Here is a 24,033-nt window from a genome sequence, read left to right on the forward strand (position 1 = left end):
ATTGATAGACTGAAAAATCGCTTAAATGCCGCCGCCATGTTCATGAAGCGAGCGCTTTTCTTCGGCGACCGTTTTTTTCAGGCTGATGACCCCAAGGGTCGCGAAACAAACGCTGAAAATGGCGATGACCGTATAGATATCGCTGTCAAGCAGCAGTTTCACAAGGCTGTACGAAATGACAAGGGAAAAAATTGGCGAAACGAGCCAAACTTTGAAAAGTTGGACAACGATGCGCTTCTGCCAGATCGATAAGCCGCTTTTGGCCGTGCCGATGCCGATGATCGCCGATGTCGTAATTTGCGTGAGCGGCACCGGCAAGCCGAACAGCGACGCAACGATGACAAGCACCGCTCCAGTGCCCGAAATGGCGCTCCCCTCGAACGGGGAAAAGTTCGTAATTTTCTTTCCGTTGGTTTCCAATACACGGTGTCCGAGCAGGAGCGCTCCGGCGGCGACGAACAAGCCGCCTAGGATCGTCGCGGGCCCGACCGCGATCAGCCCGGCGCCGACAAGCGGTCCGACAGCGTTCGCGACGTTGTTCATGCCGGCGGAAAACGCCTCAAAAAAACCGGTGACAATGAGTAAGATCATAAACGCCTTCTGCCAGCGGCCTCGCTCAAGCTGCGGATAGTTTCGCTTGAGCGCCAAAAACCATTTGCCGACGGCGAACGTAAATGAGAAGGCAATGATCGGAATGATGACCCACACCGAGACGATAAACAGCAGTTTGTGAAAGTACACCGCTTGGTAGGCAATGCCGACACCGACGACCGCCCCGACGGTGATCTCGCTCGTCGATAGCGGAATGCCCATGATGTTCGCAGCAAAAAGCGAAACGGTGGCCGCCGTTAAAATAATCACAACGATTTTGATGGTAAGGATCGAAGACGGGATAATGCCCGAGCCGATCGTTTTCACCACTTCTCCGCCGCCGAGGCTGCCAAGAAACACGCCGATGCCGCAAAGCAGGAGGGCGACCGATTTTCGGGGAATGGCGCCCGACCCGTAAGCGACGCCCATCGAGGCGGCCGCGCCGCTCGCCCCGATGTTCATGGCGAAGAAAAAGGAAACGATAAACGCAATCGCAAGGAGCATACGATGGGTTCCTCCTATGTGAGATGGAGCCCGCACTCGGTCTTCCCTTGGCCGGCCCAGCGCCCGGAGCGCAAATCGTTCGGATCGACTGCCGGCGCTGTACACGGAGCGCAGCCGATGCTCGGGTAGCCGCGGTCATGAAGCACGTTGTACGGAAGATCGTGCTTATACACGTAGTTCCATACGTCTTTCCATGTCCAATGAATGAGCGGACAGACTTTGACCGAACGGAATTTGTCATCCTTATTGATGTATTCGACATGGCGCCGCGTCGGCGATTGTTCGCGGCGCAAGCCGGAAATCCAGGCGGTCACCCCGGTCAGCGCTTCACGCAGCGGAATGACTTTGCGCAGCTCGCAACATTTGTTCGGATCGCGCTTCCATAGTTCATCGCCAAACTGGGCGGCTTGTTGTTCCAACGTCAGTGACGGGCGTTTCATCACGATGCGGAGCGAAGGATATTTTTCTTTCACTTTTTCGATCGTGTCATACGTTTCTTGAAAATGCAGCCCCGTGTCGAGAAAGACGATTTCCGCATCCGGCTTCACTTGGGAAATCAGATCGATCAGCACGATGCCTTCGATGCCAAAGCTACAGGCGTACACAATTTCATCACCGTACTCGCGGTACGCCCAAGCGAGAACGTCAAGCGCTCCTTTTGTTTCATTGTCAGACGGAAAAGACGGTTTTTCTGCCGTTTCCCACTGATCGTACGTGAGCATCGTTTCTCCCCCTTCTTGGCTGAAATCAAAGAAAATCAACGCAATTAGTCGGATATTGATGGAGAAAAAAAGCCGCCGCGGCGGTCAAAGCGTCGCTTTCCCTTCGACCACGAACCCGTTCCGTCTTCTCCGTTTGGTCTGTGCAAAAGCGCAAAGTGTTGCTTTTCCTTCGACCACGAACAATCGGGTGTTTCGTCAAAACAATCCCTGCTCGAAAAATGGCCGCTTGCTACACCGCGCGGATGGCCAACTTTTGTTTTTCTTCTCCGATCACCGGCATGGAGCGCTGGTCATTCAATGGACTGACATGCTCCCACCACCTACGCTGACGCTTAGAGGTGAGGGGCTTCTTAGGTCATCCCGCCCAACGACAGGAAGCGAACCGAGCGATCTCCGTGTGCCCCGCGGTTCCACATCCTGTTCGACCATCCCTAACTGTTTCGGGCCTTTCTTTATACCAAAATCCACCTCCCACGTTCCCTTTGTGTAGAGGGAGGAGATGAATTCCGCTGTTAAGTTAAAATTTTAGCACAATTGCCGCCAATGTCAATCCTAGTTTTTCGATGGGAATTATTTTTATCTTGGCGGGCAAGCGCCTTTGGATCATGGCTGGCCGGTGCGTCATGTCAGCGAAACCCGCGGTTCGGCGGAAAGACGCCTCGTTTTCCGCCCTTCAAAACCGCGCGCCCTTACGATCGGCAAGCCTTTACTTTTTGCGCAGATTCCCGAGTTCTTCCACAATGGCTTGCATTTCACTTGGACTGAACGTCTCGCGTTTCATCACCATCTCGAAAATTTCTTTCAATTCATCGTACCATTCCTCGGAAAAATGTGATGGCTTCATCGCTTCCCAATTGAGCATTTTTAATTTTTGTTTCAATTGGTCAATCATGTATTCGACGTTTTCCGCCGACGGTTTGGATAAGTCCATGATTCGGGCTCCTTTCATAGCGGTTATCATGTATTGTACCACATCGGCGCTGAAAAGCGGGAGAGAAGATCGTCTGTTGCCCAGCCGAGAAACAGACGGTATGGTAAAATGGAGAGGTGGGCCTGTGCGGTGAAAGAGAGGCTAGGCCGGCGAGAAAAAAGAAACAATACCGAATGAAACGATGTTCATCACGATGGCGAAAGGGAGGCCGTTTGGGATGGTGAAAGTGCTGTTCGTTTGCCTTGGAAACATCTGCCGTTCGCCGATGGCGGAAGCTGTTTTTCGCCATTTGGTGAAAGAGCGGGGACTAGAGCATGTCATCACCGTTGATTCGGCGGGAACGGGCAGCTGGCATGTGGGGGAACCGCCGCATGCGGGAACGCGGCGAATTTTAAGCGAGAACAAGATCGATTATTCCGGCATCCGCGCCCGGCAAGTCGCCCGCCGCGACTTGGAGGAGTTCGATTATATCATCGCCATGGATGCCACCAATTTGAACGATTTGCGGCGATTGGCCGGCCCCCGGTCGAGAGCGGTGATCGCTCGGCTGCTCGATTTCGTGCCGGAACGGGAAACGGACGACGTGCCAGACCCGTACTATACGGGCAATTTTGCCGAAGTGTACCGCCTGATCCGAGCGGGATGCGAGCATTTGCTGGAAACGATCATGCGCGATCATCGGTTGACGGAGGAGCATTGAGCCGCTTCCGCTTCGCCTGGCGCGGGAGCTCTCTTTCACGGCGCTGATGAAAAAAAGCGGTCAACGATGCAGTCGTTCGAAAAGCAAGGGAAGGGAGGACGGCCGATGTTGGTGAATGCGACATTCATCCGCGAGTTGGCCCGGCGTTTTCAGGAAGATGAAATCCCAAGACTATCGGCGGAGCTGGCGTATTATTTTCTCCTGTCGTTGTTTCCGTTTTTGCTGTTTTTAATGACGCTGTTAGCCTATTTGCCGATTCCGCATGAGGATGTGCTCGCGCTCGTGCGGCAATACGCCCCGAAAGAGGCGCTTCGTCTCATCGAGACGAACGTTCATCGCCTCATGGATGAACAAAACGGTGGCTTGCTGTCATTTAGCATCATTGCCGCTGTTTGGTCTGCTTCGAATGGGATGAGCGCGATTATGCGGGCGTTCAACCGCGCTTACGACGTGCAAGAAGATCGGCCGTTTTGGGTAGTAAGGGGGTTGTCGATCGTATTGACGCTCAGCATGATCGCTGTCATTATCGTCGCTCTCGTGCTTCCCGTTTTTGGAAGGATGATCGGGCTGTTTTTGTTTTCGGCGCTCGGGTTGTCACGGCCGTTTTTGGATGTTTGGAACACATTGCGATGGGTGACAAGCTCCCTGCTCTTGTTTGCGGTGTTTACTGCGCTTTACTATTTCGCCCCGAATAAGCGGCTGCGCTGCGTCAATGTGGTGCGCGGCGCCGTGTTTGCCACGGCCGGCTGGATTGCCACCTCGTCGGCGTTTTCCTATTACGTCAACAACTTCGCCAATTATACGGCGATGTATGGCAGCCTTGGCGGGATGATCGTGCTGATGGTGTGGTTTTATTTGTCTGGCATGATCTTGATCTTGGGAGGAGAGCTGAACGCTCTGTTCGATTGCGAACGGGAAGGGAGAAAGCGGGTCCGTTAAACGTGCATAAAACGAGTGCCGACCGGACAATGTAATGGTGTGGGGATTTTCATACAGGGGGGATGACGATGGCGAAGCATACGAAAAAAGACGGGGGAACGAAGCAAAAAGGGAAAAATCGGCCGAAGCATAAAACGAGTGGGAGTGCCAACGGCCAAAACGGTTACCATTGAAAATCAAGCCGACCCAAAACGTGTCTGTTTTGGGTCGGCTCCGTTTTGTGCCCATTCTAGCGATCGCTATTACTCCACAATTTCTTCGTGATGATGATACGAGCGTTCATACAGGTATTCAATCTCGGCGTCGGTCATGCAAGCAAGTTGTTCCCGCGACAAGCCCCGCACTTTTTCAATAAATTCGATCATGTTTTTCCGTTCTGTCCGGCTCATCATCGCCACATCCTTTCATATACTGTTTTAAAACACATCGTGATTATCTTGTTTTTATTATATAACAGAAAAGAGAAAACGGTCAATGATTTTTTAAAAAAAAACAGAAAATGAAAGGAAGTGGTCAAGCCGTTTTTTCCTGCTTTCGTCGCTTCACAAGGCCGAGAACCGGGAGCAGGAGAACGGCGCTGACCACTAGGAAAAAGGCGTCCGCCGCAACATCGACAGCGCTGCCGGAAAGCGGCGGGCCGATCATGCTACCGAGGCTGTACAACATTCCGCACAACAAATTCCCGGCCGGGAGGAGCGCCTTTGGCAGCAGATCGGTCATGTAGGCGATGCCGAGCGAGAACAGCGACCCCGTAAACATCCCGGCGGCAAATAAGCAGATCGCTAGGCTGACGGGAGAAGGATCGGCAGCAAACGCCGCCAAAAAACAGCCGGCGCCCGCCAACAGCGCCCCAGTGATGGTAATGCGGCGCCCGAGCCAGTCGCTCAATGCTCCAAGCGGCAGCTGAAACAGGATGCCCCCCAATGAGAAGCAAGGCAGTAAAAACGCGATTTGTTCTGTGCTCAACCGCTGATCCAAGGCGTACAGCGGGAACACCGAGTGAATGGCCGCTTCCAAAAAGCCGTAAGCAAACGGCAACAAGAGCGCGGGCCATGCCCCTTTCCACGCCCCTAGCCACCGCCCGGCCGCCGTGGACGTTCGTTCCAACGGCCGCGGTTTTTCATTCGGCAGCGAAAACACGGCCGCCCAGCCGATCAGACTGAGCAGAGCGCCGATGAAAAACGGCAACGCCTCGTTGACCGAAGCGAGCGAAGCGAGCAGCGGCCCGACGGTAAAGCCGAGCCCAAACGCTAAACCGTACAGCGACAGCCGTCGTCCGCGCTTCTCCGGCGGCGAAAAGTCAGTGATCCACGTTTGAGTCGCAAAATGAAGCATATGATCGCCTACCCCAATGAGAAAGCGCAGAACAAACCAAACGAAAATGGAAGGGAACAGTGGAAAAAGGATGAGCGAACATATTACAATAAAACCACCTAGGATAATAATGGTTTTGTATCCGTATTTAACCAAAGGTCGCTCCAGAAAAGGGGAAATGAGCAGTACACCGGCATACAGCGCGGCGGCATGCCCTCCGTTCACTGAAGAAGAAATCCCCTGTTTATCAAGCAAAAGAGCCAGCAATGGAAGCAGCATTCCTTGAGACAAGCCTGAGATGGCGACGATTCCGGTTAAAACAGCGAAACGCATTGGCAAGCCCCCGTTTCTGTGGATCGTTCGCGTTGCCGCTGCCAAACGACAGAGGCAAGGCAGCGTTATGCCGGTTTTTCGTGAAAAGGCCGCACTGGCGCGTGATGTTCAGCCCCGGATGGAGGGAAAACGCTGCCCGTCGAATTTTCTGAGGAAATCCCGTCGGCAAGCGGTCGTTTTCATCCCCCGGGCAGAGGGCAAAGCGTCGCCCGTGGGCCCTCCGCAAAAATCCCGTCACCAAGCGGCAGGGTTCCCCCCGCGGCCGATCACGCTGTCCTTCAAATGTTTCGGTGTAGATGCGCCACTCTTCATCGTACAGGCGAATGCCGGATTGTGCAACGAAAATGAATGGAAAGGTGGAAGAAGCGAAAATGAACAAAGTATTCGCTTGGATGACATGGATCGGCGTGCCGGTGTCCGTCATCGGCGGACTTCTTCACTGGCCGACCGTTTTGCTGTTTGGGCTATACTGTTTGACGATCATTGCGCTTGCCAGCTATATGGGGCGGGCGACGGAAAGTTTGGCGATTGTCGCCGGACCGCGCATCGGCGGGTTGTTGAATGCGACATTCGGGAACGCCGTCGAGCTGATTATTTCCATTTTTGCCTTGAAGGCTGGGCTCGTTGACGTTGTGCTCGCTTCCTTGACCGGTTCGGTGCTTGGCAACTTATTGCTCGTTGCCGGACTGTCATTTTTTGTAGGTGGGCTCAAATACAAACGGCAAGGATTTAACATTTATGATGCCCGCCACAACGCGGGACTGTTGACGTTTGCCATTTTTGTCGCCTTTGTCATCCCTGAGGTGTTTACGATGCAGATGGACCGCGGAGAGCAGCTGGCGCTCAGCGTCGGCATCGCCATCATCATGATTTTGCTTTATATCGCGGCCCTGTATTTTCGGCTTGTCACGCACCGCGGCGTTTATCAGCATCAATCCGATGAAACGGAAGAACACGAAGAGCCGGAATGGGGAAAAGGGAAAGCGACGACCATTTTGGCGCTGGCAACGGTGGCGGTGGCTTACTTATCGGAACGGCTTGTCCATACGTTTGAAACGGTCGCCGAATCGTTCGGCTGGAGCGAGCTGTTTATCGGGATCATCATCGTCGCCATTGTCGGCAATGCGGCCGAGCACGCTTCGGCCGTCATTATGGCGTATAAAAACAAAATGAACGTCGCCGTCGAAATCGCTGTCGGCTCGACATTGCAGATCGCCATGTTCGTCGCGCCGGTGCTTGTGCTCGTTTCGCTTCTGTTTCCGGAAAAAATGCCGCTAGTCTTTTCGCTTCCTGAGCTGGTCGCGATGGCCGCTTCCGTGCTGCTCATCATCGTCCTTTCCAATGACGGGGATACAAATTGGTTTGAAGGGGCGACGCTGCTGGCGGCGTATACGATTATGGGAATCGGCTTTTACTTGCTGTGACGGGGCCAAAAAGGTGCCTTCCGTTAAAAACGGTCTCCTAGGAGGGCGGTGATTGACTCGCGCCGCTGTTTCCTAGCATCGTTTCTCAAATAGAAAAACCTTGCGACAATGAACACTTTTTTCATCGATCAAAGGAAGCCAATGTTTTTCACCAACCTCCTAGGAGGTTGGTGATTTAGTGAGAAAACGACTGATTCGATCTGTTTCTCAATTAGAGAAACTTTGTAGAAACCGCTTTCTTTTTTGAATAAAATGCCGCCGATTTGTGTGTGACAGCAGTTTTTCACCGGCTTTCTAGTGGTTTGGACAGACGAAGAAAACGAAACGCCGAAGCAGGACAAAATTTTCATCGCCACGGATAAAGGTGCATCCCGCAAATCGTACGCGATGTCTTCTTCCCCGGACAAAATTTTCATCGCCGCGGATAAAGAGCAGGTTTTGAAAGAAACTAACCATGAATATCTAGGAGCGAAAGGAGTGAACATGCGGGATGAAAAAATGGTCCGTTTCGTTGCTGGTGAGCACGCTGCTTCTGTATGCGGCCGCAGCGCCGACGTTGGCGTCCTCCGGCAAACCGGCGCCCACCGCGGTGATCGATATATCGAAAGAAAATACGTACCCAAATCCAACGCAAGACTTGCCGCATTTAGAGCCAAGCTCGTTTGCGAAACAGCTGTTGAAATCGGCCAACGTGAAAATCGAAAATCCTGAATTGATCCATCTTTTAAACGAATCATCGGCGACGGACACGCCATGGGCCATCGGCTATCGAGCGACGATTTATTTAGGTCAATGGCCGCTCAATTACCAGTCGCTGGAGACATCAACGAATTGGGAATACCAAAAAGTCAACATGAATTTTCTCGATAATCGCGGCGGCGATGCCGCGCAAAAATTGTATTATAAACAAGAAATGCAAAAACACGTCCGCGGCGGGTTGACATCCAAAGTGCCGAATGAGGATGCTGTCAAGCGGATGATGCTGAACAAAGCGATGGAAAAAACGAATTTGCCGCTTGCGTTCAGCACGGTCGTCGGCCTTGGCACGAAAAAAGACCAGCCGTACCAAGTGCCGGCGAAAAAGATGGGGTATTTGTACGCCTATGTTCCAGCGGTCAATGAAAAAGGAAAAGTGACTTACGGCGAAGTGTATGTCGTTTTGCGCGGAAACAAAAAGAACATTGTCGTTAAAAACGTCACGACAAGAGGAGTGGGGGCGTGGATTCCAGTGCAAGATCGCCTCTACATGTCGTATGCGGTGAGCGAACAGCCGAGATAAACAAAGGAAGAGGAAGGCGGACTATGTCGCCTTCCTCCGCTTTTATCGCCATCGGCCACCGGATGGGCGGCGGTGGCGACGCTTCCGTCAATGTGCGGGATTGGCGCGGGCCACTCGCGCGGATCGCTTCGTAAAATCGATGTCGCGATAATACGTCTGCTTCACAAGAACGTTCGGTCCGAGGCAGCGCGCCGCCGGACAATGGCAAAGCAGCTCATTGGCCAATTTCGAGCGGCGCCATTGGTCATACACGTCAGGCAGCGAATCGCGGATGATGTTGCCAAGCGGCGGTTCATCGCCGAAATCGGTGACGATGACATCGCCGGTGAAAATGTTGACATTGAGCCGCGAGCGGCCGTCCGGGTCGTTGCGCACGGTGACGTTTTTGCTTTCATACAGCCGTTTCAATAGAGCCACATCTTCTTCATTGTCGCTGCACGGGTAAAACGGGAGCGTCCCGAACAACATCCAGACGTCCTCGTTGCGAATGTCAAGCAAATGGTGGATCGCTTGGCGCAATTCGTCCAAGCTCAACGTCTCAAGTGCACTGGCAAAATCGCTCGGATACATCGGATGGATTTCATGCCGCCGGCAGCCCATGTCCTCGACCACTTGGCGGTGGATCGTTTCCAAATGGCGAACCGTCCGCTTGTTGAGCATCGTTTCCGCCGACACCATGACCCCTGCTTTCGCCAATGCTTTCGCATTGTCGAGCATGCGCTGAAAATACTTTTCACGCTGGGCGCGCGTCGGTTTCCGCTCCATCATGGCGAATCCGCCGTCGACAAAGTCATCGATCGTTCCCCAGTTATGGGAGATGTGCAGCACATCCAAATACGGAATGATTCGTTCATAACGCGCTAAATCGAGCGTCAAATTCGAATTGAGCTGCGTCCGCACCCCGCGTTCATGCGCGTAGCGGAGAAGGGGAACAACGTATTGGTCAACGGATTTTAATGACAGCATCGGCTCGCCGCCGGTGATGCTTAAGGAGCGCAAATGCGGGATTTCCTCGAGCCGGCGGAGCAACAAGTCAAGCGGCAGCGCTTCGGGGTCTTTGGCTGTCAACGTATAGCCAACCGCACAATGTTCGCAGCGCATATTGCAAAGTGTCGTTGTCGTGAACTCGATGTTCGTCAGTTCAAGGTTTCCATATTCTTCAATATCGACATACGCCTCCCACGGGTCATACGCCGGTGTAATCGCTGGCATGGTCGATGAACGCATGTCTTTCTCCTCTTTCCATTCAAAGTCTCAACGTTCATTATCGGCAACAGTCACTCCGCTTGTCAATCGTTTTACCGAACCTCTATCCCATTCCTATGAGGCGGGCGGGGGACTGATGAGACAGAAAAGAAAGATTTTTTCCATAACCGAGAAAAAGCAGTATAATAGAAGGAGATAAGACAACTGCCGATAGGGCGATCAAAAGGGAAAGGGCGTGGAACCGACATGGAAAAATTCCAGCAAAGCATGTATGACTTGATCGTTGAGACGTCAACGAAGCTGCCGAAGGACGTTCGTCGAGCGATCGCTCGGGCGAAAGTGCGCGAAAACGCCGGCACCCGGGCGGCGATGGCGCTCGATACGATCGTCGAGAACATTCAAATGGCGGACGAAAACGTGTCGCCGATCTGTCAGGACACCGGCTTGCCGACGTTTAAAATCAAAGTGCCGGTCGGCGTGAATCAAATTGAAATGAAAAAAGCGATTCGGGCGGCCATCGCTGAAGCGACGAAAAACGGCAAGCTGCGTCCGAACTCGGTCGACTCGCTCACCGGCAAAAACAGCGGCGACAACTTAGGAGAAGGCGTGCCGGTCATTAAATTTGAACAATGGGAAAACGATTACATTGACGTCCGTTTGATTTTAAAAGGCGGCGGCTGTGAAAACAAAAACATTCAATACAGCCTGCCGTGTGAACTCGAAGGGCTCGGCCGCGCCGGCCGCGACCTTGACGGCATTCGCAAATGCATTTTGCATGCGGTGTACCAAGCGCAAGGGCAAGGGTGCAGCGCCGGTTTCATCGGCGTTGGCATCGGCGGCGACCGCTCATCGGGCTATGAACTCGCCAAAGAGCAGCTGTTCCGCCCGGTCGATGACGTCAATCCGATTGAAGAACTGCGCCAACTCGAAGAATACGTTATGGAAAACGCCAACAAGCTCGGCATCGGCACGATGGGCTTTGGCGGCGAATCGACGCTGCTGGGCTGTAAAATCGGCGTCATGCATCGCATCCCGGCGAGCTTCTTCGTTTCCGTGGCTTACAATTGCTGGGCGTTCCGCCGCATGGGCGTGAAAATCGACCCGGCAACGGGCGAGATCATCGAATGGCTGTACCAAGACGGCGAAGACGTTGATTTCGCGAAAGAATTGGAAAAAGCGGAAGCCGCCGCGGCGCTTGAACAAGGGGAGACACGCGTCATCGACCTCGTTCCGCCGCTGTCGGAAGAACAAGTGCGCCAGCTTCGCGTCGGCGATGTCGTCCGCATCAGCGGCATGATTTACACCGGCCGCGACGCTATTCATAAATATTTGATGGATCATGACGCGCCGGTCGACTTAAACGGGCAAATCATTTACCATTGCGGCCCGGTCATGTTAAAAGATGAAGAAGGCCGCTGGCACGTCAAAGCCGCCGGTCCGACGACGAGCATCCGCGAGGAGCCGTACCAAGGCGACATCATGAAAAAATTCGGCGTCCGCGCCGTCATCGGCAAAGGCGGCATGGGCGCGAAAACGCTGCAAGCCTTAAAAGAACACGGCGGCGTGTATTTGAACGCCATCGGCGGCGCCGCGCAATATTACGCCGATTGCATCAAATCCGTAGAAGGCGTCGATTTGCTGGAATTCGGCATCCCGGAAGCGATGTGGCATTTGCGCGTCGAAAACTTCACCGCCGTCGTCACGATGGATTCGCACGGCAACAGCTTGCATGAAGATGTGGAAAAATCGTCGCTTGAAAAGCTCGCTCAATTCAAAGAACCGGTGTTCAAATAAAAAGAAAGAAGCGATTTCAAACGAACGGCTGGCCGCTCAGCTCACCTAGCCCCAAACGCGCGTGCCACAGGCGCGTTTGGGGCTTTTTTTGCAAAAAATGGCGCGCGTAAAGCGCGGAGGCGGGAAGACAATAAGAAAAAGGAAACGACCGCAGCCAAGGAGGCATTGTGCGCATGAAATGGCTTCTTTCTCTTTTGTTGCTGTTCACGTTGATCCCCGCCCCCGCGTTCGCGGCAAGCCATGCGCCGATCCATTGGGGATTCAAGCGGAGCGAAAACCATCAGCCCCCATCGGTGGGAAAAGAGCTTGACGAACTGCTCGCCAAATACGATGCCTTTTATGTCGGCGATACGAGCGAAAAAACGATTTATTTGACGTTTGACAACGGCTATGAAAACGGCTATACGGCGCAAATTTTAGACGTGTTAAAAGAAAAGAACGTGCCGGCTGCCTTTTTTGTCACCGGCCATTACTTGCAAACCGCCCCTGAGTTGGTGAAACGAATGGCCGCCGAGGGGCACATCATCGGCAATCATTCATGGCACCACCCCGATTTGACAACGGCAAGCGAAGAGCGGTTCCGTGAAGAGCTGGAAAAAGTAAAAGAAAAGACCGAGGAATTGACCGGGCAAAAAGGGATGGCGTACCTTCGCCCGCCGCGCGGCATTTTCAGTGAACGGACGTTGGCGCTCGCCCGCGAGCTCGGCTATTACCACGTCTTTTGGTCGCTGGCGTTCGTCGACTGGCAGACCGACCGCCAGCGCGGCTGGCAATACGCGTACGATCAAATCATGAAGCAAATCCACCCCGGGGCGATTTTGCTTTTGCACTCGGTCTCGAAAGACAACGCCGACGCGCTGCCGAAGGTGATCGACGACTTGCGCAAACAAGGGTATACGTTTGCCAGCTTAGATGAATTGATGGCGAAAAAGATGGGCCTCCATCCGTGGCTGTTTCGTCCGTAAGGCCTTCAGCGCGGCCTGTCTGCTCATGGAAGTGAGCGCTTTTTGGTGCAAAGGTCAGCGCCGACAGCTTCTGTCCCCGTGTCCGTCGTCGTCGCGTTGCGGATAGTTAAAACAACAGGGTGCGCCGCTAGGCCATTCCCCGCCTCGCCACCAGAAACGGATCGGCTGCTTGTCCGATTCGTTGGTTTGGCGGGGCGTTTTTCGTTATAATAAGGGCACGGACGAACGAGAAAGGTGAGAACGATGTGGAAACAAACGATTACCGTGCCCGCGCCGTACGATTTTGCCCATGCGTTGGAGCGATTGGCGCTCGATCCGTTGCTGGCGGTTGATCTAGAGCGGCAGCGCGTCACCGTGCCGCTTCATCTCGATGACGTAAAAGTGCCCGTCGCGGTGGAAAGCATCGGCACAAAAGACGCCCCGCGCTTGATCGTGTCGGGGCCGCATCCCGAGCGGCAACAGGAGATCATTGAACGGATTTCCGATCTGTTTCAATGGCGGACGCCGCTCGCTTCGGTGCACCGTCATTTTCAGGCGACTGAGCTGGCGCCGCTGTTTGCTCGTTATGAAGGGCTGCCGCTGGTGCTTGATTTTGATTTGTATTTTTGCCTCGTCAAATGTTTGATCCACCAACAGCTTCATCTCAAAGTCGGCTATCGGCTCACAGAGCGGTTTGTGAAAACGTTCGGCGAGGAGCGGGACGGCGTTTGGTTTTACCCGCGCCCGGAAGAGATCGCCGCCCGCTCGTACGAGGACTTGCGCGCCTTGCAGCTGAGTGGACGGAAAGCGGAATACATCGTCGATATGTCGCGCCTCATTGCCGAGGGGAAGCTGCGGCTTGATGAACTCAGGCAGATGGAGGACGGCGAAGTGATGGAACGGCTGACCGCCATCCGCGGCATCGGGCCATGGACCGTGCAAAATTTCCTCCTGTTCGGGCTCGGCCGCCTGAACGTCTTCCCGCCGGCGGATATTGGCTTGCAGCGGGCGGTGGAACAGCTTTTTCAGCTGCCGAAGCGGCCGACCGCCAGCGAACTGGCGGCGCTCGGCGAGCGGTGGAAGCCGTATGCGAGCTACGCGGCGCTTTATTTATGGAGAAGCATTGAATGAGAGGGACCGATATGGCAAAGCGACAAACGAAGGTGAAGATTCGAAAGGGAGACCAATTTCCGCTGACGATTCAGCGGATCGGCATTAACGGCGAAGGGGTCGGCTATTTTCAAAAACAAGTCGTCTTCGTCCCCGGCGCCTTGCCGGGCGAGGAAGTGATCGTTGAGGCGACCGACATCCACCCTACCTATGCCGAGGCGAAAATCAAGCGCATCCGCAAGCGCTCGCCAAACCGCATCAAGCCGCCATGCCCGCTCTATGACCAGTGCGGCGGCTGCCAGCTGCAGCACTTGGCGTACGAAGCGCAGCTGGAGGCGAAGCGCGACATTGTCATCCAGGCGCTGCGCCGCCACGCCCGCCGCCTCGACGTCGATCAGCTTGACATCCGCCCGACGATCGGCATGGATGACCCGTGGCATTACCGAAACAAAAGCCAGTTCCAAGTCGGGATGAAAGAAGGGAAGGTGCTCGCCGGGCTGTACGGCCTCAACTCCCATCGGCTCATCGACTTGTCGGAATGCCGCGTCCAACACCCGCAAACGACGCGCGTGACAAACATCATCAAAACGATTTTGCAAGACTTGCGCATCCCAATTTACAACGAGCGGACAAGAACCGGCGTCGTGCGGACGATCGTCGCCCGCGTCGGCTTTCATACCGGCGACATCCAAGTCGTTCTCGTCACAGCGACGAAAGACATCCCGCGCCAAGAGCTGCTCATTGACGAAATTCGCCGCCGTCTCCCCGAAGTCAAATCGATCGTGCAAAACATCAACGGCGAAAAAACATCGCTCATTTTCGGCGATGAGACGGAAGTGCTCGCCGGCGACGAATACATTCAAGAAACGCTCGGCGATTTGTCATTTGAGCTCTCCGCGCGCGCGTTTTTCCAGCTCAATCCGATCCAAACGGTGAAATTGTACGATGAAGTAAAAAAAGCGGCCGCTCTCACCGGAACAGAGAGGATCGTGGACGCCTATTGCGGTGTCGGCACGATCGGGTTGTGGCTCGCCCGCGACGCCAACGAAGTGCGCGGCATGGATACGATTCCGGAAGCGATCGCAGACGCAAAGAAAAACGCCAAAAAACATGGGTTCACGAACACGCACTATGTCGTCGGCAAAGCGGAATATTGGCTGCCGAAATGGGTGAACGAAGGCTGGAAGCCGGACGTCATCATCGTCGACCCGCCCCGCGTCGGCTGCGACCGGGCACTGCTCGAAACGATCCTCCGCGTCCGCCCGCAGAAAGTCGTCTACGTCTCGTGCAACCCGTCCAGCCTCGCCCGCGACCTCGACACCCTAGCGGCCGCCTATCGCGTCGCCTACATCCAGCCGGTCGACATGTTCCCGCATACGGCGCATGTAGAATGTGTCGCGCAGATCGTGTTACGAGAAACGTAAGCAGGAAACGGGTTGTTTCCTGCTATTTCATTTTCGGAACAGAGAATCGACAAAAACGTTTTGGCCGTTCCATCGGGTTTCCACACGACCGATGAGGCGAGGGGAGAATTTTCGTGGTTCGTCTATCATGAATGACGAAATCTTGCAAAATCGAAGTTTCTACCAACGATAAAACGAGGTATAATTAAATTTGGAAATAATAAGGGGGCATCTATATGATGACAGGAGAATTAAAGAGCAAAGTCGATAAAATATGGGAAACATTTTGGACAGGCGGCATTACGAACCCGCTGACGGTTATTGAACAGTTTACATACTTGTTATTCATCAAAGGTCTCGACGAAGTCGAAACGCAGCGCGAACAGGAAGATGCTTTGCTGGGCATCGAATCGGAACGCATCTTTCCGCCAGATAAGCAGCACTTGCGTTGGAGCAAATTCAAACATTTTGAAGCCGCCCATATGTATGAGGTCGTTTCCAACGAAGTGTTTCCATTTATCAAAAACTTGCATGGGAACAAGGAGTCCGCTTATGCGAAATATATGGGCGACGCCATGTTCATGATCCCGACGCCGCAACTGCTCGTCAAAATTGTCGACGGCATTGACCACATTCCGATGAAAGACCGCGATACAAAAGGCGATTTGTACGAGTATTTGTTATCGAAAATCGCCACCGCGGGGACGAACGGCCAATTCCGGACGCCGCGCCATATTATCAACATGATGGTCGAACTCGTAAAACCGACGCCGGAAGACATCATCGTCGACCCGGCCGCCGGGTCCGCCGGGTTTTTAGTCGCCGCCGGCGAATATTTGCGCAACCATCGCAGCGACTTATTTTTAGTGCAAAGTTTAAAAGAACATTTTCACAACCAGATGTTCTACGGTTTTGACATGGACCGCACGATGCTGCGGATTGGCGCGATGAACATGATGCTCCATGGCATTGAAAACCCGAATATCGAATATCGCGACTCCTTGTCGGAACAAAACAACGATCGCGACAAATACACCCTTGTCTTGGCCAATCCGCCGTTTAAAGGCTCGCTCGACTATGAAGCGGTATCGAGCGATTTATTAAAAGTGGTCAAAACAAAGAAAACGGAGCTATTATTCTTGGCGTTATTCTTGCGCATCTTAAAACCGGGCGGCCGCTGCGCCTGCATCGTGCCAGATGGGGTATTGTTCGGCAGCTCGACGGCGCATAAAGCGATTCGCAAAGAAATCGTCGAAAACCATAAGCTCGAAGCGATTATTTCGATGCCAAGCGGCGTGTTTAAACCGTACGCCGGCGTATCGACAGCCATTATGATTTTTACGAAAACAGGCGCGGGCGGAACCGATCACGTCTGGTTTTACGACATGAAAGCCGACGGCTATTCATTGGACGACAAACGCACCCCAATCGAAGAAAACGACATCCCGGACATCATTGCGCGCTTCCATAACCGTGAAGCGGAAAAAGACCGAAAACGAACAGACCAATCGTTCTTCGTGCCGGTGGAAGAACTTCGGGAAAACGGCTATGACCTTTCAATTAATAGATATAAAGAAATAGTATACGAAGAAGTACAGTATGAAGAACCTAAAATCATAATTGAAAAAGTAAAGAAATTAGAAGAAGAAATTGTAAAAGGGATAAAAGAGTTGGAGGAAATGCTAAGTGAGTAGATTTAAAGTAATTGATCTGCTTGAAAATGTTGTTAGTGGAGAATGGGGCCAGGAACCAACTGGCTCTAATGATGTAAAAGTTATTAGGACTACAAATTTTTCGAATGATGGTAGATTAGACCTTAATAAAGAGATAGTATTTAGAAATATTGAACAACAGAAAGCGATTGAAAAAAAATTAAATTATGGTGATATCATTATAGAAAAATCTGGAGGTTCCCCTGAGCAACCAGTTGGAAGGGTTGTTTATTTTGATATTAAAAACGATATTTATTTATGTAATAACTTCACTAGTATTTTAAGACCAGATAGTAATAAGGTTATAAACAAATATCTTTTTTATTACTTATTTTATAAGTACAAGACTAAAGCTGTGTTAAAATATCAGAACAAAACGACTGGGATCATTAACTTGAAATTAGATAATTATTTAAAAAGCTTGAGTATAGACTTACCTTCAAAGGAAACTCAATTAAAAATTGTTTCTATTCTAGACAAAACCCAAGAACTCATCGACAAACGAAAAACCCAAATTGAAGCGTTAGACCAGTTAACGCAAAGTGTGTTTTTGGAGATGTTTGGGGATCCGGTTAAAAATAATAAAAACTGGGTCATGCAGAAGCTATCCGAGACAGGTGAGCTTAAAAGAGGAATATCGAAATATCGACCAAGAAATGCTCCTGAACTTCTGAATGGTCCTTATCCTTTGATTCAAACTGGGGATGTTGCAAATTCAGGTATATTCATAAAAAAATATAACCAAACGTACTCTGAGTTAGGTTTAAAGCAGAGCAAAATGTGGCCAAAAGGTACGTTATGTATTACAATTGCGGCTAATATAGCCCAAACAGGAATATTAACGTTTGATGCTTGTTTTCCAGACAGCGTTGTTGCTTACATTCCAAAAAATTATATGTCTAATATATATGTTCATTTTTGGTTCACGTTTTTACAAAGAATCATTGAAGCTAATGCTCCCGAATCAGCACAAAAAAATATTAATCTCAAAATTTTAAGTGAGTTAGAAATACCGGTACCACCTGTTGAACTTCAAAATAAATTTGTAGAGATAGTAGAAAAAATAGAATCTCAAAAAGACCTTCTTCAAAAAAGCCTAGAAGAACTAGAAAACAACTTCAACTCCCTCATGCAACGCGCATTCAAGGGAGAGTTGTTCAACGATTAACCGACAGGAAAGGAATTCGTACCGGTTAAGGAGGGGCGTTGATTGCGATCCAACTTTCAGTTTTTAATCGGCAAACCTCATTATGAGAGCTTTGCCAATGCGTGTTTGGAGGCGGAGAAAAGTCTGGTTGTCAGTCCGGCGACGTGCGCGATTTTGACGCGCCGGGCGCTGGAGCTGGCGGTGAAGTGGGTGTACAGCTTTGATGGCGCGTTGAAAGTTCCGTATCAAGATCGTCTTTCGAGCTTGATTCATGACCCCGGTTTTTTGGCCATTATTGATGAAGCGTTGCTGCCGCTGTTGCGTTACATTGTCAAGCTGGGAAATGTCGCGGTTCATACGAACTCGATGATTACGCGGGAAGAAGCGATTCTTTCCCTCCACAATCTTCATCAGTTCGTCTCTTGGATTGATTATTGTTATTCGGATGACTATACGGCGGCGGAGTTTAATGAATCGTTATTGCCCATCGGTGAGGAAAAGCGCGAGCGTCCGGAAGAGCTGAAAGATTTATACGAGCGGCTCAGTTCGAAAGACAAGCGTCTGGAAGAGATGATGAAAGAAAACGAACAGCTTCGCGCTCTGCTTGCCGCCAAACGGGAAGAAAACACGAAAGAATCCCATTTCCAAGTCGACGCACTGAGCGAATGGGAAACAAGGAAGAAATATATTGATTTAGATTTGAAGCTGGCGGGTTGGGAATTTAAAAAGGACGTTGTTGTGGAATATCCTGTCGTTGGCATGCCGAATCAAGAAGGAGTCGGCTATGTTGATTACGTCCTTTTTGGCGATAACGGAAAGCCGCTGGCGGTCATCGAAGCGAAACGGACAACCGCTGACCCGAACAAAGGAAAGCAACAAGCCAAACTATATGCCGACTGTATCGAAAACATGCACGGCCAACGTCCAATCATTTTTTACACAAACGGTTTTGAAACGTATCTTTGGGACGACCTTGCCTATCCGGCGCGGAAGGTTTCCGGCTTTTACAACAAGGAAGAATTAAGCTTGCTGATTGACCGCCGGACGATGAAAAAGCCGCTAAAACATGTGCAAATCAATGACAACATCGCGAATCGTTACTATCAAAAAGAAGCGGTGCTGGCGGTCTGTGATGCGCTTGAGAACAAGCGGCGCAAAGCGCTGCTAGTCATGGCGACGGGGAGCGGCAAAACGCGGACAGCGATTTCGATTGTCGATGTTCTTACCCGTCACAATTGGGTGAAAAATATTTTGTTTTTAGCCGACCGCAAAACGCTAGTTACACAGGCGAAAAACAGCTTTAGCCATCTGCTGCCGAACTTGACGCTTTGCAATTTGCTTGACAACAAAGACAATCCCGAGGAAAGCCGCATGGTGTTTTCGACGTACCCGACGATGATGAACGCGATTGACGAAGCGAAACGAAAAGACGGCAAACGTCTCTTTACCGTCGGGCATTTTGATTTAATCATCGTCGATGAGTCCCACCGCAGTATTTATAAGAAGTACCGAGCGATTTTTGACTATTTTGACGCCATATTGCTTGGGCTCACCGCCACACCGAAAGATGAAATTGACCGCAATACGTATGAAGTGTTTGATCTGGAAAACGGTGTGCCGACGTATGCGTATGAGCTGGACCAAGCCGTTCAAGACGGCTATTTAGTCGATTATCGGACGATTGAAACAACGCTAAAGTTTCTCGAAGAAGGCATTCGTTACGATGAGTTATCTGATGAAGAAAAAGAACGATATGAAGAAACATTTGACGAGGACGTCGGCGACGATATTGACAGCTCCGCGTTAAACGAATGGCTGTTTAACGATGATACGATTGATACGGTGCTGAGAGATGTAATGGAAAAAGGAATTCGCGTCGAAGGCGGAGACAAACTCGGCAAAACGATCATTTTTGCGAAAAACCATCGCCATGCGGAACGGATCGTGGAGCGCTTTGATCAATTGTTTCCCGAATACAAGGGCGGCTTTGCGCGGGTGATTGATTACAGCGTGAACTACTACCAAACATTAATCGATGACTTTTCCGACCGCAACAAATGGCCGCAAATTGCCGTATCGGTCGATATGCTTGATACGGGAGTGGATATTCCCGAAGTCGTCAACCTTGTGTTCTTTAAGAAAGTACGCTCGAAGTCGAAGTTTTGGCAAATGATCGGGCGTGGCACCCGTTTATGCAAAGACTTGTTCGGACCCGGGCAAGATAAAACGCATTTCCTTATTTTTGATTATTGCGGCAACTTTGCGTTTTTCCGCGAAAATCCGAAAGGAATCGAAGGAAAAGCGGTAGAAAGCTTAACGGAGCGTTTGTTTACCACCAAACTGGAAATCATTAAAGAGCTGCAGCATTTACAATATCAACAAGAAGAGTATATTGCCTATCGCCATCAATTGATTGACGAGCTGCTGGCAGAAATCAATCGGTTAAACGAAGAAAACTTCCGCGTGCGCCAACATATTCAGTACGTACACAAGTTCCAAAACCGGGAAGCATGGAACGGTTTAACGGCCATGGATGTCAATGAAATCAAAGAACATCTGGCGCCGCTCATCGTTCCGCTCAACGATGATGAGCTGGCCAAGCGCTTTGATTTGCTGATGTATACGATTGAGCTGGCGAAGCTGCAAACGAATAATGCCACAAAGCCGATCCGCAGCGTGATTCGCACCGCAGAGGCGTTATCTAAGCTCGGCTCGATCCCGCAAGTGCAGGAACAAAAATACATCATCGAAAAGGTGCAGACGGAAGAGTTTTGGAGCGAAGCCGATCTGTTCGAATTGGAAGCCGTTCGCGAAGCGTTGCGTGATTTAGTGAAATTCCTTGAAAAAGAAACGCAAAAAATTTACTATACGAACTTTAAAGACCAAGTTTTAGAAGTCAAAGAAAACGGCCCGATGTTTACTGTCAATGATCTGAAAAATTATCGCAAAAAGGTGGAACATTATCTGCACGAACACCGCGACCAGATGGCCATTTACAAGCTGCGGAATAATAAAAAGCTGACCATCCAAGACGTAAAAACGTTGGAGCATATTCTTTGGAATGAGCTTGGCACACAGGAAGATTATCAAAGAGAATTCGGCGCCACGCCGATTACAAAGCTCGTCCGCCAAATCGTCGGCCTTGACCCGCAGGCCGCCAACGAAGCGTTTTCCGAATTTTTATCAAGCGAACGGTTGAACATCCAACAAAGCCGCTTTGTCAAACTGATCGTCGATTACTTTGTGAAAAACGGAGTCATGGACAAGCGCGTGCTGCAGGAAGAGCCGTTCAAAACCGTCGGCAGCATCGTTGAACTCTTTCAAGACAACATGGACGACGCCCGGAAGATCATCCGCATTATCGATGAGATTAACCGGAATTCGGAAGATATTGTGGGGGCGTAGCTGAATATATTTCACACTTAACTATAAAGGCATCTTAGAGTTTTCATCCCCCGCTCTTAGATGCTTTCTTTAATTAGAAAATCAATCAACTGTTTATTAATGGAAGGGGAAAGATGTTTAAAATGAAGGATAAAGAGATATTGACATGATAACAATAAAGATTTAATAGTTATCTTCTAGTTAAAGTTCGAGGAGGGATACAGTTGTTTTTGTCAGAATTATATATTCAAAATTATAGAAATCTTGATGGAGTACATATAAAATTCCATCCTGATATTACTTTTATAGTTGGTGAAAATAATTTAGGTAAATCTAATGTATTGTCTTTAATTAATACAATTTTTAACTACCAAAGTTTTAAAAGCGAAGATTTTCATGATAAGGATAAGGAAATCAATATACTGTTATCTCTATTATTAAATGATTATGAGAAAGGAATGTTTGGTGATTTATTTGATCCTGAAAATAGCAATAGAATTAATATTATTGTTAGTCAAGAATCTCCCGATGAGTTTATCAACTTTACTCACAAAGAAACAGGGATAAATTTGTCTAATAACACTATCAAAAAAATATTGCATATCCATTATGACTCGCTTAGAAATCCAAGCAATGAACTGAGTTTTGAAAAAGGTAAAGGATCGGGAAAATTTTTGAGATTTCTGATTAAAACTCACATTTCGCACCCTAACAAGGTCAAAACAAAGGATTTTTTATTTAGTTTTTCAGAATAACTTTTTGACCAACACAACGAGCGATGGCTATCCTTTTTTTACCATCGCTGGTCGTTCCGTATGACGTTACACGTAAATGCTCTCATCCAGCCCCAACCCCTGCAGAATCCTTCGTTGTTCAGGGGTGAGGGAGCGATCCAGTGAGCGTTGGATGCGCCCATCCGGCAGCTCCAGGAGGACGACGTTCACATATTGAAACAGCTGAAAAATCGCCTGTCCCGTCGGCCGGGTCAGCTTGCGGCCTCCAGGACCCTTCAACGGGTGTTCTGGAGTAATAAACTGACGCACTCGGCGCTGAAAAACGCGGTAAATCGCCAAGGCCAACAGAAACAAATAGCCTAATACTGCGACCCGTTCTGGTTTTTTGACGTAAATCTCATCCGTGAAAAACGGATCTTTCAAAAAAGCGAAGTTCATTTCCACCGAGATCTGCCCTTTATATAGCTTCAAGATCTCTTGGGCATCCATTTGTTGGCCCTTCCATTCCTCCGGAACGGTCGTGACGAGGACAAACCGGGACGCTTTCCGTCTTGCCTGTTCCCACGCGTTTTGGTCGAATTCGACGTCAAGGCGCAAGAGATACCGCGTCTCCATCTCGGGTTCCACCCCTTTTTTCGGCCGTCCGCGCCGTTTTTTCGGGCGTACGATCTCTTCGACCGCGGCCTTGACCTGATGAAACCGTGGGCGAAGGGACATCTTGAGGGACGCCAAGGCTTGTTCAGCGTCTTCCCGGCACGAGAAAGGGTGGCGCTCCCAATGGGCTTGTTCCTCGCGAAGAAGCTCCGCTTCTTTGGTTCGTTCTTTTTCGAGCGTCTTTCCTTTTCGCTGGTCGAGCGCACTCGATTCGACGACGATCAGCCGAACGGGGTGGCCTTCATAGGTGGAGGATGTTTCCCATACCCGGTACGTGGCGCCGTTTCTCTCCGCCAGCGTAAAGGGTTCGCTCCACGGGATGTGAGGCGAATCGGCCTCCGCTAATGCCCGTTTCACGATCCGAAGCGACGAAGGGCCTCGGGTGATCAAAAAGGCGTTGGCCGCTTTGGTTTGCGCCAGAGTGTCTTTTGTCATCGCGGCGGAATCGGCCACGTAAATCCATTCGTCTTCCATCTTGGCTTGTTTGAGCTGTTCGTGGACACGGGACAGCACCTCCGGATTCCACGTTTTGTCAGGCAGGTTGCCGTCGTGCACATCGCCGTAAAACGGGATGCCGTCCTCGTTGCCGACCAGTCCGAAACCGATCTGTTTTTGCCAACGATGATGGCGGTTATAGCCATGTGTGATTTGTAAGGCCTCTAACGAGGCCGATTCATACGCGCCGTAAACGGTCTTGTCCGTCGTATCGGCGTGAAAGGCTCGGAGGGAAAGGCCTTCTTTGCGATAAATGTGAATCAAGCAAGTGCTGATCACCTTGTGAATATCGGCCTCATACAAGCGGTCGAGATGACGAGCCAAGGCATCGTCGTTCAACCAGGAAGGATGGAGACCGGGACGGATGAGTTTCTCTAGATCGATCTCCTGAGCCCATCGTTCCACGTGAACGAGGGCTTGCCGGCCGTCAAACATATTGTAGATGATGGCCTGAACGGCATCGCTGACTCGAGTCTGGCACTGTGGATCAACGGGAACGAGATGGTCAATCAATTGGGGCAGGCCCAGTTTCTTGAATAGGGCACTTATTATATTCAAATAATCATTACGATAGACCTTTTTGACTTGAACGTTCATGAGAGAAAAACTCCTTCACTTTCCTTGTGTGTCAAGGATTCATTCGACATCGGAACGAAAAAATCCTCCCGATTTTCGTCGAGAGGGTGCGAAATGTGAGTTAAAAAATATCTTAA

At 50.7% G+C, this 24,033-nt stretch carries 19 protein-coding genes; 12 read left to right on the forward strand and 7 right to left on the reverse strand.

What is annotated here, in order from left to right; all coding sequences use genetic code 11:
- Nucleotides 1–21 precede the first annotated feature (21 nt).
- From GC56T2_RS02220 to GC56T2_RS02230, 3 genes are all read right to left on the reverse strand, one after another.
- On the reverse strand, nt 22–1,095 hold the full coding sequence (locus GC56T2_RS02220; protein WP_144972747.1) for a sulfate permease: 1,074 nt from the start codon (nt 1,093–1,095) through the stop codon (nt 22–24).
- Between the two features lie 14 nt (nt 1,096–1,109).
- Nucleotides 1,110–1,817, reverse strand: coding sequence for a phosphoadenylyl-sulfate reductase (locus GC56T2_RS02225; protein ID WP_144972749.1), 708 nt, complete (start codon nt 1,815–1,817; stop codon nt 1,110–1,112).
- 706 nt (nt 1,818–2,523) lie between these two features.
- Entirely contained in the window at nt 2,524–2,748 is a 225-nt protein-coding gene (locus GC56T2_RS02230) for a DUF1128 domain-containing protein (protein ID WP_144972751.1), read from the reverse strand.
- 217 nt (nt 2,749–2,965) lie between these two features.
- Here GC56T2_RS02230 and GC56T2_RS02235 point away from each other — a divergent pair, with 217 nt between their 5' ends.
- On the forward strand, nt 2,966–3,448 hold the full coding sequence (locus GC56T2_RS02235; RefSeq protein ID WP_061912625.1) for a low molecular weight protein-tyrosine-phosphatase: 483 nt from the start codon (nt 2,966–2,968) through the stop codon (nt 3,446–3,448).
- A gap of 105 nt (nt 3,449–3,553) precedes the next feature.
- Complete coding sequence (locus tag GC56T2_RS02240; RefSeq protein ID WP_144972752.1) at nt 3,554–4,387, forward strand: YihY/virulence factor BrkB family protein; 834 nt, start codon at nt 3,554–3,556, stop codon at nt 4,385–4,387.
- Between the two features lie 242 nt (nt 4,388–4,629).
- Here the strand turns inward: GC56T2_RS02240 and GC56T2_RS02245 are convergent, their stop codons facing one another.
- Nucleotides 4,630–4,776, reverse strand: a complete 147-nt coding sequence (locus GC56T2_RS02245) for a BH0509 family protein (RefSeq protein WP_033020583.1) — start codon at nt 4,774–4,776, stop codon at nt 4,630–4,632.
- A gap of 124 nt (nt 4,777–4,900) precedes the next feature.
- Nucleotides 4,901–6,034 (reverse strand): MFS transporter, encoded by a 1,134-nt coding sequence (locus GC56T2_RS02250; RefSeq protein WP_144972754.1) that lies wholly within the window; start codon nt 6,032–6,034, stop codon nt 4,901–4,903.
- A 371-nt stretch (nt 6,035–6,405) separates the two neighbouring features.
- Here GC56T2_RS02250 and cax point away from each other — a divergent pair, with 371 nt between their 5' ends.
- Nucleotides 6,406–7,458 (forward strand): calcium/proton exchanger, encoded by a 1,053-nt coding sequence (gene cax / locus GC56T2_RS02255; protein WP_144972756.1) that lies wholly within the window; start codon nt 6,406–6,408, stop codon nt 7,456–7,458.
- Nucleotides 7,459–7,948: 490 nt separating this feature from the next.
- On the forward strand, nt 7,949–8,737 hold the full coding sequence (locus tag GC56T2_RS02260) for a YfkD famly protein (protein ID WP_144972758.1): 789 nt from the start codon (nt 7,949–7,951) through the stop codon (nt 8,735–8,737).
- A gap of 87 nt (nt 8,738–8,824) precedes the next feature.
- Here the strand turns inward: GC56T2_RS02260 and yfkAB are convergent, their stop codons facing one another.
- Nucleotides 8,825–9,964: a radical SAM/CxCxxxxC motif protein YfkAB gene (gene yfkAB / locus GC56T2_RS02265; protein WP_144972760.1), complete on the reverse strand. Its 1,140-nt coding sequence runs from the start codon at nt 9,962–9,964 to the stop codon at nt 8,825–8,827.
- Nucleotides 9,965–10,189: 225 nt separating this feature from the next.
- Here yfkAB and GC56T2_RS02270 point away from each other — a divergent pair, with 225 nt between their 5' ends.
- The 8 genes from GC56T2_RS02270 (at nt 10,190) to GC56T2_RS02305 (ending at nt 22,192) form a co-directional block, all read left to right on the forward strand.
- Nucleotides 10,190–11,737, forward strand: coding sequence for a fumarate hydratase (locus GC56T2_RS02270; RefSeq protein WP_144972762.1), 1,548 nt, complete (start codon nt 10,190–10,192; stop codon nt 11,735–11,737).
- Nucleotides 11,738–11,910: 173 nt separating this feature from the next.
- Entirely contained in the window at nt 11,911–12,702 is a 792-nt protein-coding gene (pdaA, locus tag GC56T2_RS02275; protein WP_144972764.1) for a delta-lactam-biosynthetic de-N-acetylase, read from the forward strand.
- 243 nt (nt 12,703–12,945) lie between these two features.
- Complete coding sequence (locus GC56T2_RS02280) at nt 12,946–13,812, forward strand: DNA-3-methyladenine glycosylase family protein (RefSeq protein WP_144972766.1); 867 nt, start codon at nt 12,946–12,948, stop codon at nt 13,810–13,812.
- The gene (gene rlmD, locus GC56T2_RS02285) at nt 13,809–15,215 is read left to right on the forward strand and encodes a 23S rRNA (uracil(1939)-C(5))-methyltransferase RlmD (RefSeq protein WP_144972768.1); all 1,407 of its coding nucleotides are present in this window, start codon (nt 13,809–13,811) and stop codon (nt 15,213–15,215) included. The genes GC56T2_RS02280 and rlmD overlap by 4 nt, the downstream gene beginning before the upstream one ends.
- Nucleotides 15,216–15,430: 215 nt before the next feature.
- Nucleotides 15,431–16,888 carry a type I restriction-modification system subunit M gene (locus GC56T2_RS02290; protein ID WP_144972770.1) on the forward strand — a complete coding sequence of 486 codons (1,458 nt, stop codon included), beginning with the start codon at nt 15,431–15,433 and terminating at the stop codon, nt 16,886–16,888.
- A complete protein-coding gene (locus tag GC56T2_RS02295; protein WP_144972772.1) occupies nt 16,881–18,074 on the forward strand; it encodes a restriction endonuclease subunit S in 1,194 nt (397 codons plus the stop codon). Before GC56T2_RS02290 ends, GC56T2_RS02295 begins: the two co-directional genes overlap by 8 nt.
- A 42-nt stretch (nt 18,075–18,116) precedes the next feature.
- A complete protein-coding gene (locus GC56T2_RS02300) occupies nt 18,117–21,458 on the forward strand; it encodes a DEAD/DEAH box helicase family protein (protein WP_144972773.1) in 3,342 nt (1,113 codons plus the stop codon).
- Nucleotides 21,459–21,661: 203 nt separating this feature from the next.
- The gene (locus tag GC56T2_RS02305; RefSeq protein WP_186440020.1) at nt 21,662–22,192 is read left to right on the forward strand and encodes an AAA family ATPase; all 531 of its coding nucleotides are present in this window, start codon (nt 21,662–21,664) and stop codon (nt 22,190–22,192) included.
- A 66-nt stretch (nt 22,193–22,258) separates the two neighbouring features.
- Here the strand turns inward: GC56T2_RS02305 and GC56T2_RS02315 are convergent, their stop codons facing one another.
- Complete coding sequence (locus tag GC56T2_RS02315; RefSeq protein ID WP_144972777.1) at nt 22,259–23,917, reverse strand: IS1634 family transposase; 1,659 nt, start codon at nt 23,915–23,917, stop codon at nt 22,259–22,261.
- Between the last annotated feature and the right edge of the window lie 116 nt (nt 23,918–24,033).

Origin of the sequence: Geobacillus sp. C56-T2, assembly GCF_007829715.1 — a bacterium.
Classification (GTDB): Bacteria; Bacillota; Bacilli; order Bacillales; family Anoxybacillaceae; genus Geobacillus; species Geobacillus icigianus.

What these genes read in the sequence shown, in the direction of transcription:
- GC56T2_RS02220 (WP_144972747.1), bottom strand. Translation starts at nt 1,095, where the DNA reads ATGCTCCTTGCGATTGCGTTTATCGTTTCCTTTTTCTTCGCCATGAAC.
- GC56T2_RS02225 (WP_144972749.1), bottom strand. Translation starts at nt 1,817, where the DNA reads ATGCTCACGTACGATCAGTGGGAAACGGCAGAAAAACCGTCTTTTCCG.
- GC56T2_RS02230 (WP_144972751.1), bottom strand. Translation starts at nt 2,748, where the DNA reads ATGGACTTATCCAAACCGTCGGCGGAAAACGTCGAATACATGATTGAC.
- GC56T2_RS02235 (WP_061912625.1), top strand. Translation starts at nt 2,966, where the DNA reads ATGGTGAAAGTGCTGTTCGTTTGCCTTGGAAACATCTGCCGTTCGCCG.
- GC56T2_RS02240 (WP_144972752.1), top strand. Translation starts at nt 3,554, where the DNA reads ATGTTGGTGAATGCGACATTCATCCGCGAGTTGGCCCGGCGTTTTCAG.
- GC56T2_RS02245 (WP_033020583.1), bottom strand. Translation starts at nt 4,776, where the DNA reads ATGAGCCGGACAGAACGGAAAAACATGATCGAATTTATTGAAAAAGTG.
- GC56T2_RS02250 (WP_144972754.1), bottom strand. Translation starts at nt 6,034, where the DNA reads ATGCGTTTCGCTGTTTTAACCGGAATCGTCGCCATCTCAGGCTTGTCT.
- cax (WP_144972756.1), top strand. Translation starts at nt 6,406, where the DNA reads ATGAACAAAGTATTCGCTTGGATGACATGGATCGGCGTGCCGGTGTCC.
- GC56T2_RS02260 (WP_144972758.1), top strand. Translation starts at nt 7,949, where the DNA reads ATGAAAAAATGGTCCGTTTCGTTGCTGGTGAGCACGCTGCTTCTGTAT.
- yfkAB (WP_144972760.1), bottom strand. Translation starts at nt 9,964, where the DNA reads ATGCGTTCATCGACCATGCCAGCGATTACACCGGCGTATGACCCGTGG.
- GC56T2_RS02270 (WP_144972762.1), top strand. Translation starts at nt 10,190, where the DNA reads ATGGAAAAATTCCAGCAAAGCATGTATGACTTGATCGTTGAGACGTCA.
- pdaA (WP_144972764.1), top strand. Translation starts at nt 11,911, where the DNA reads ATGAAATGGCTTCTTTCTCTTTTGTTGCTGTTCACGTTGATCCCCGCC.
- GC56T2_RS02280 (WP_144972766.1), top strand. Translation starts at nt 12,946, where the DNA reads ATGTGGAAACAAACGATTACCGTGCCCGCGCCGTACGATTTTGCCCAT.
- rlmD (WP_144972768.1), top strand. Translation starts at nt 13,809, where the DNA reads ATGAGAGGGACCGATATGGCAAAGCGACAAACGAAGGTGAAGATTCGA.
- GC56T2_RS02290 (WP_144972770.1), top strand. Translation starts at nt 15,431, where the DNA reads ATGATGACAGGAGAATTAAAGAGCAAAGTCGATAAAATATGGGAAACA.
- GC56T2_RS02315 (WP_144972777.1), bottom strand. Translation starts at nt 23,917, where the DNA reads ATGAACGTTCAAGTCAAAAAGGTCTATCGTAATGATTATTTGAATATA.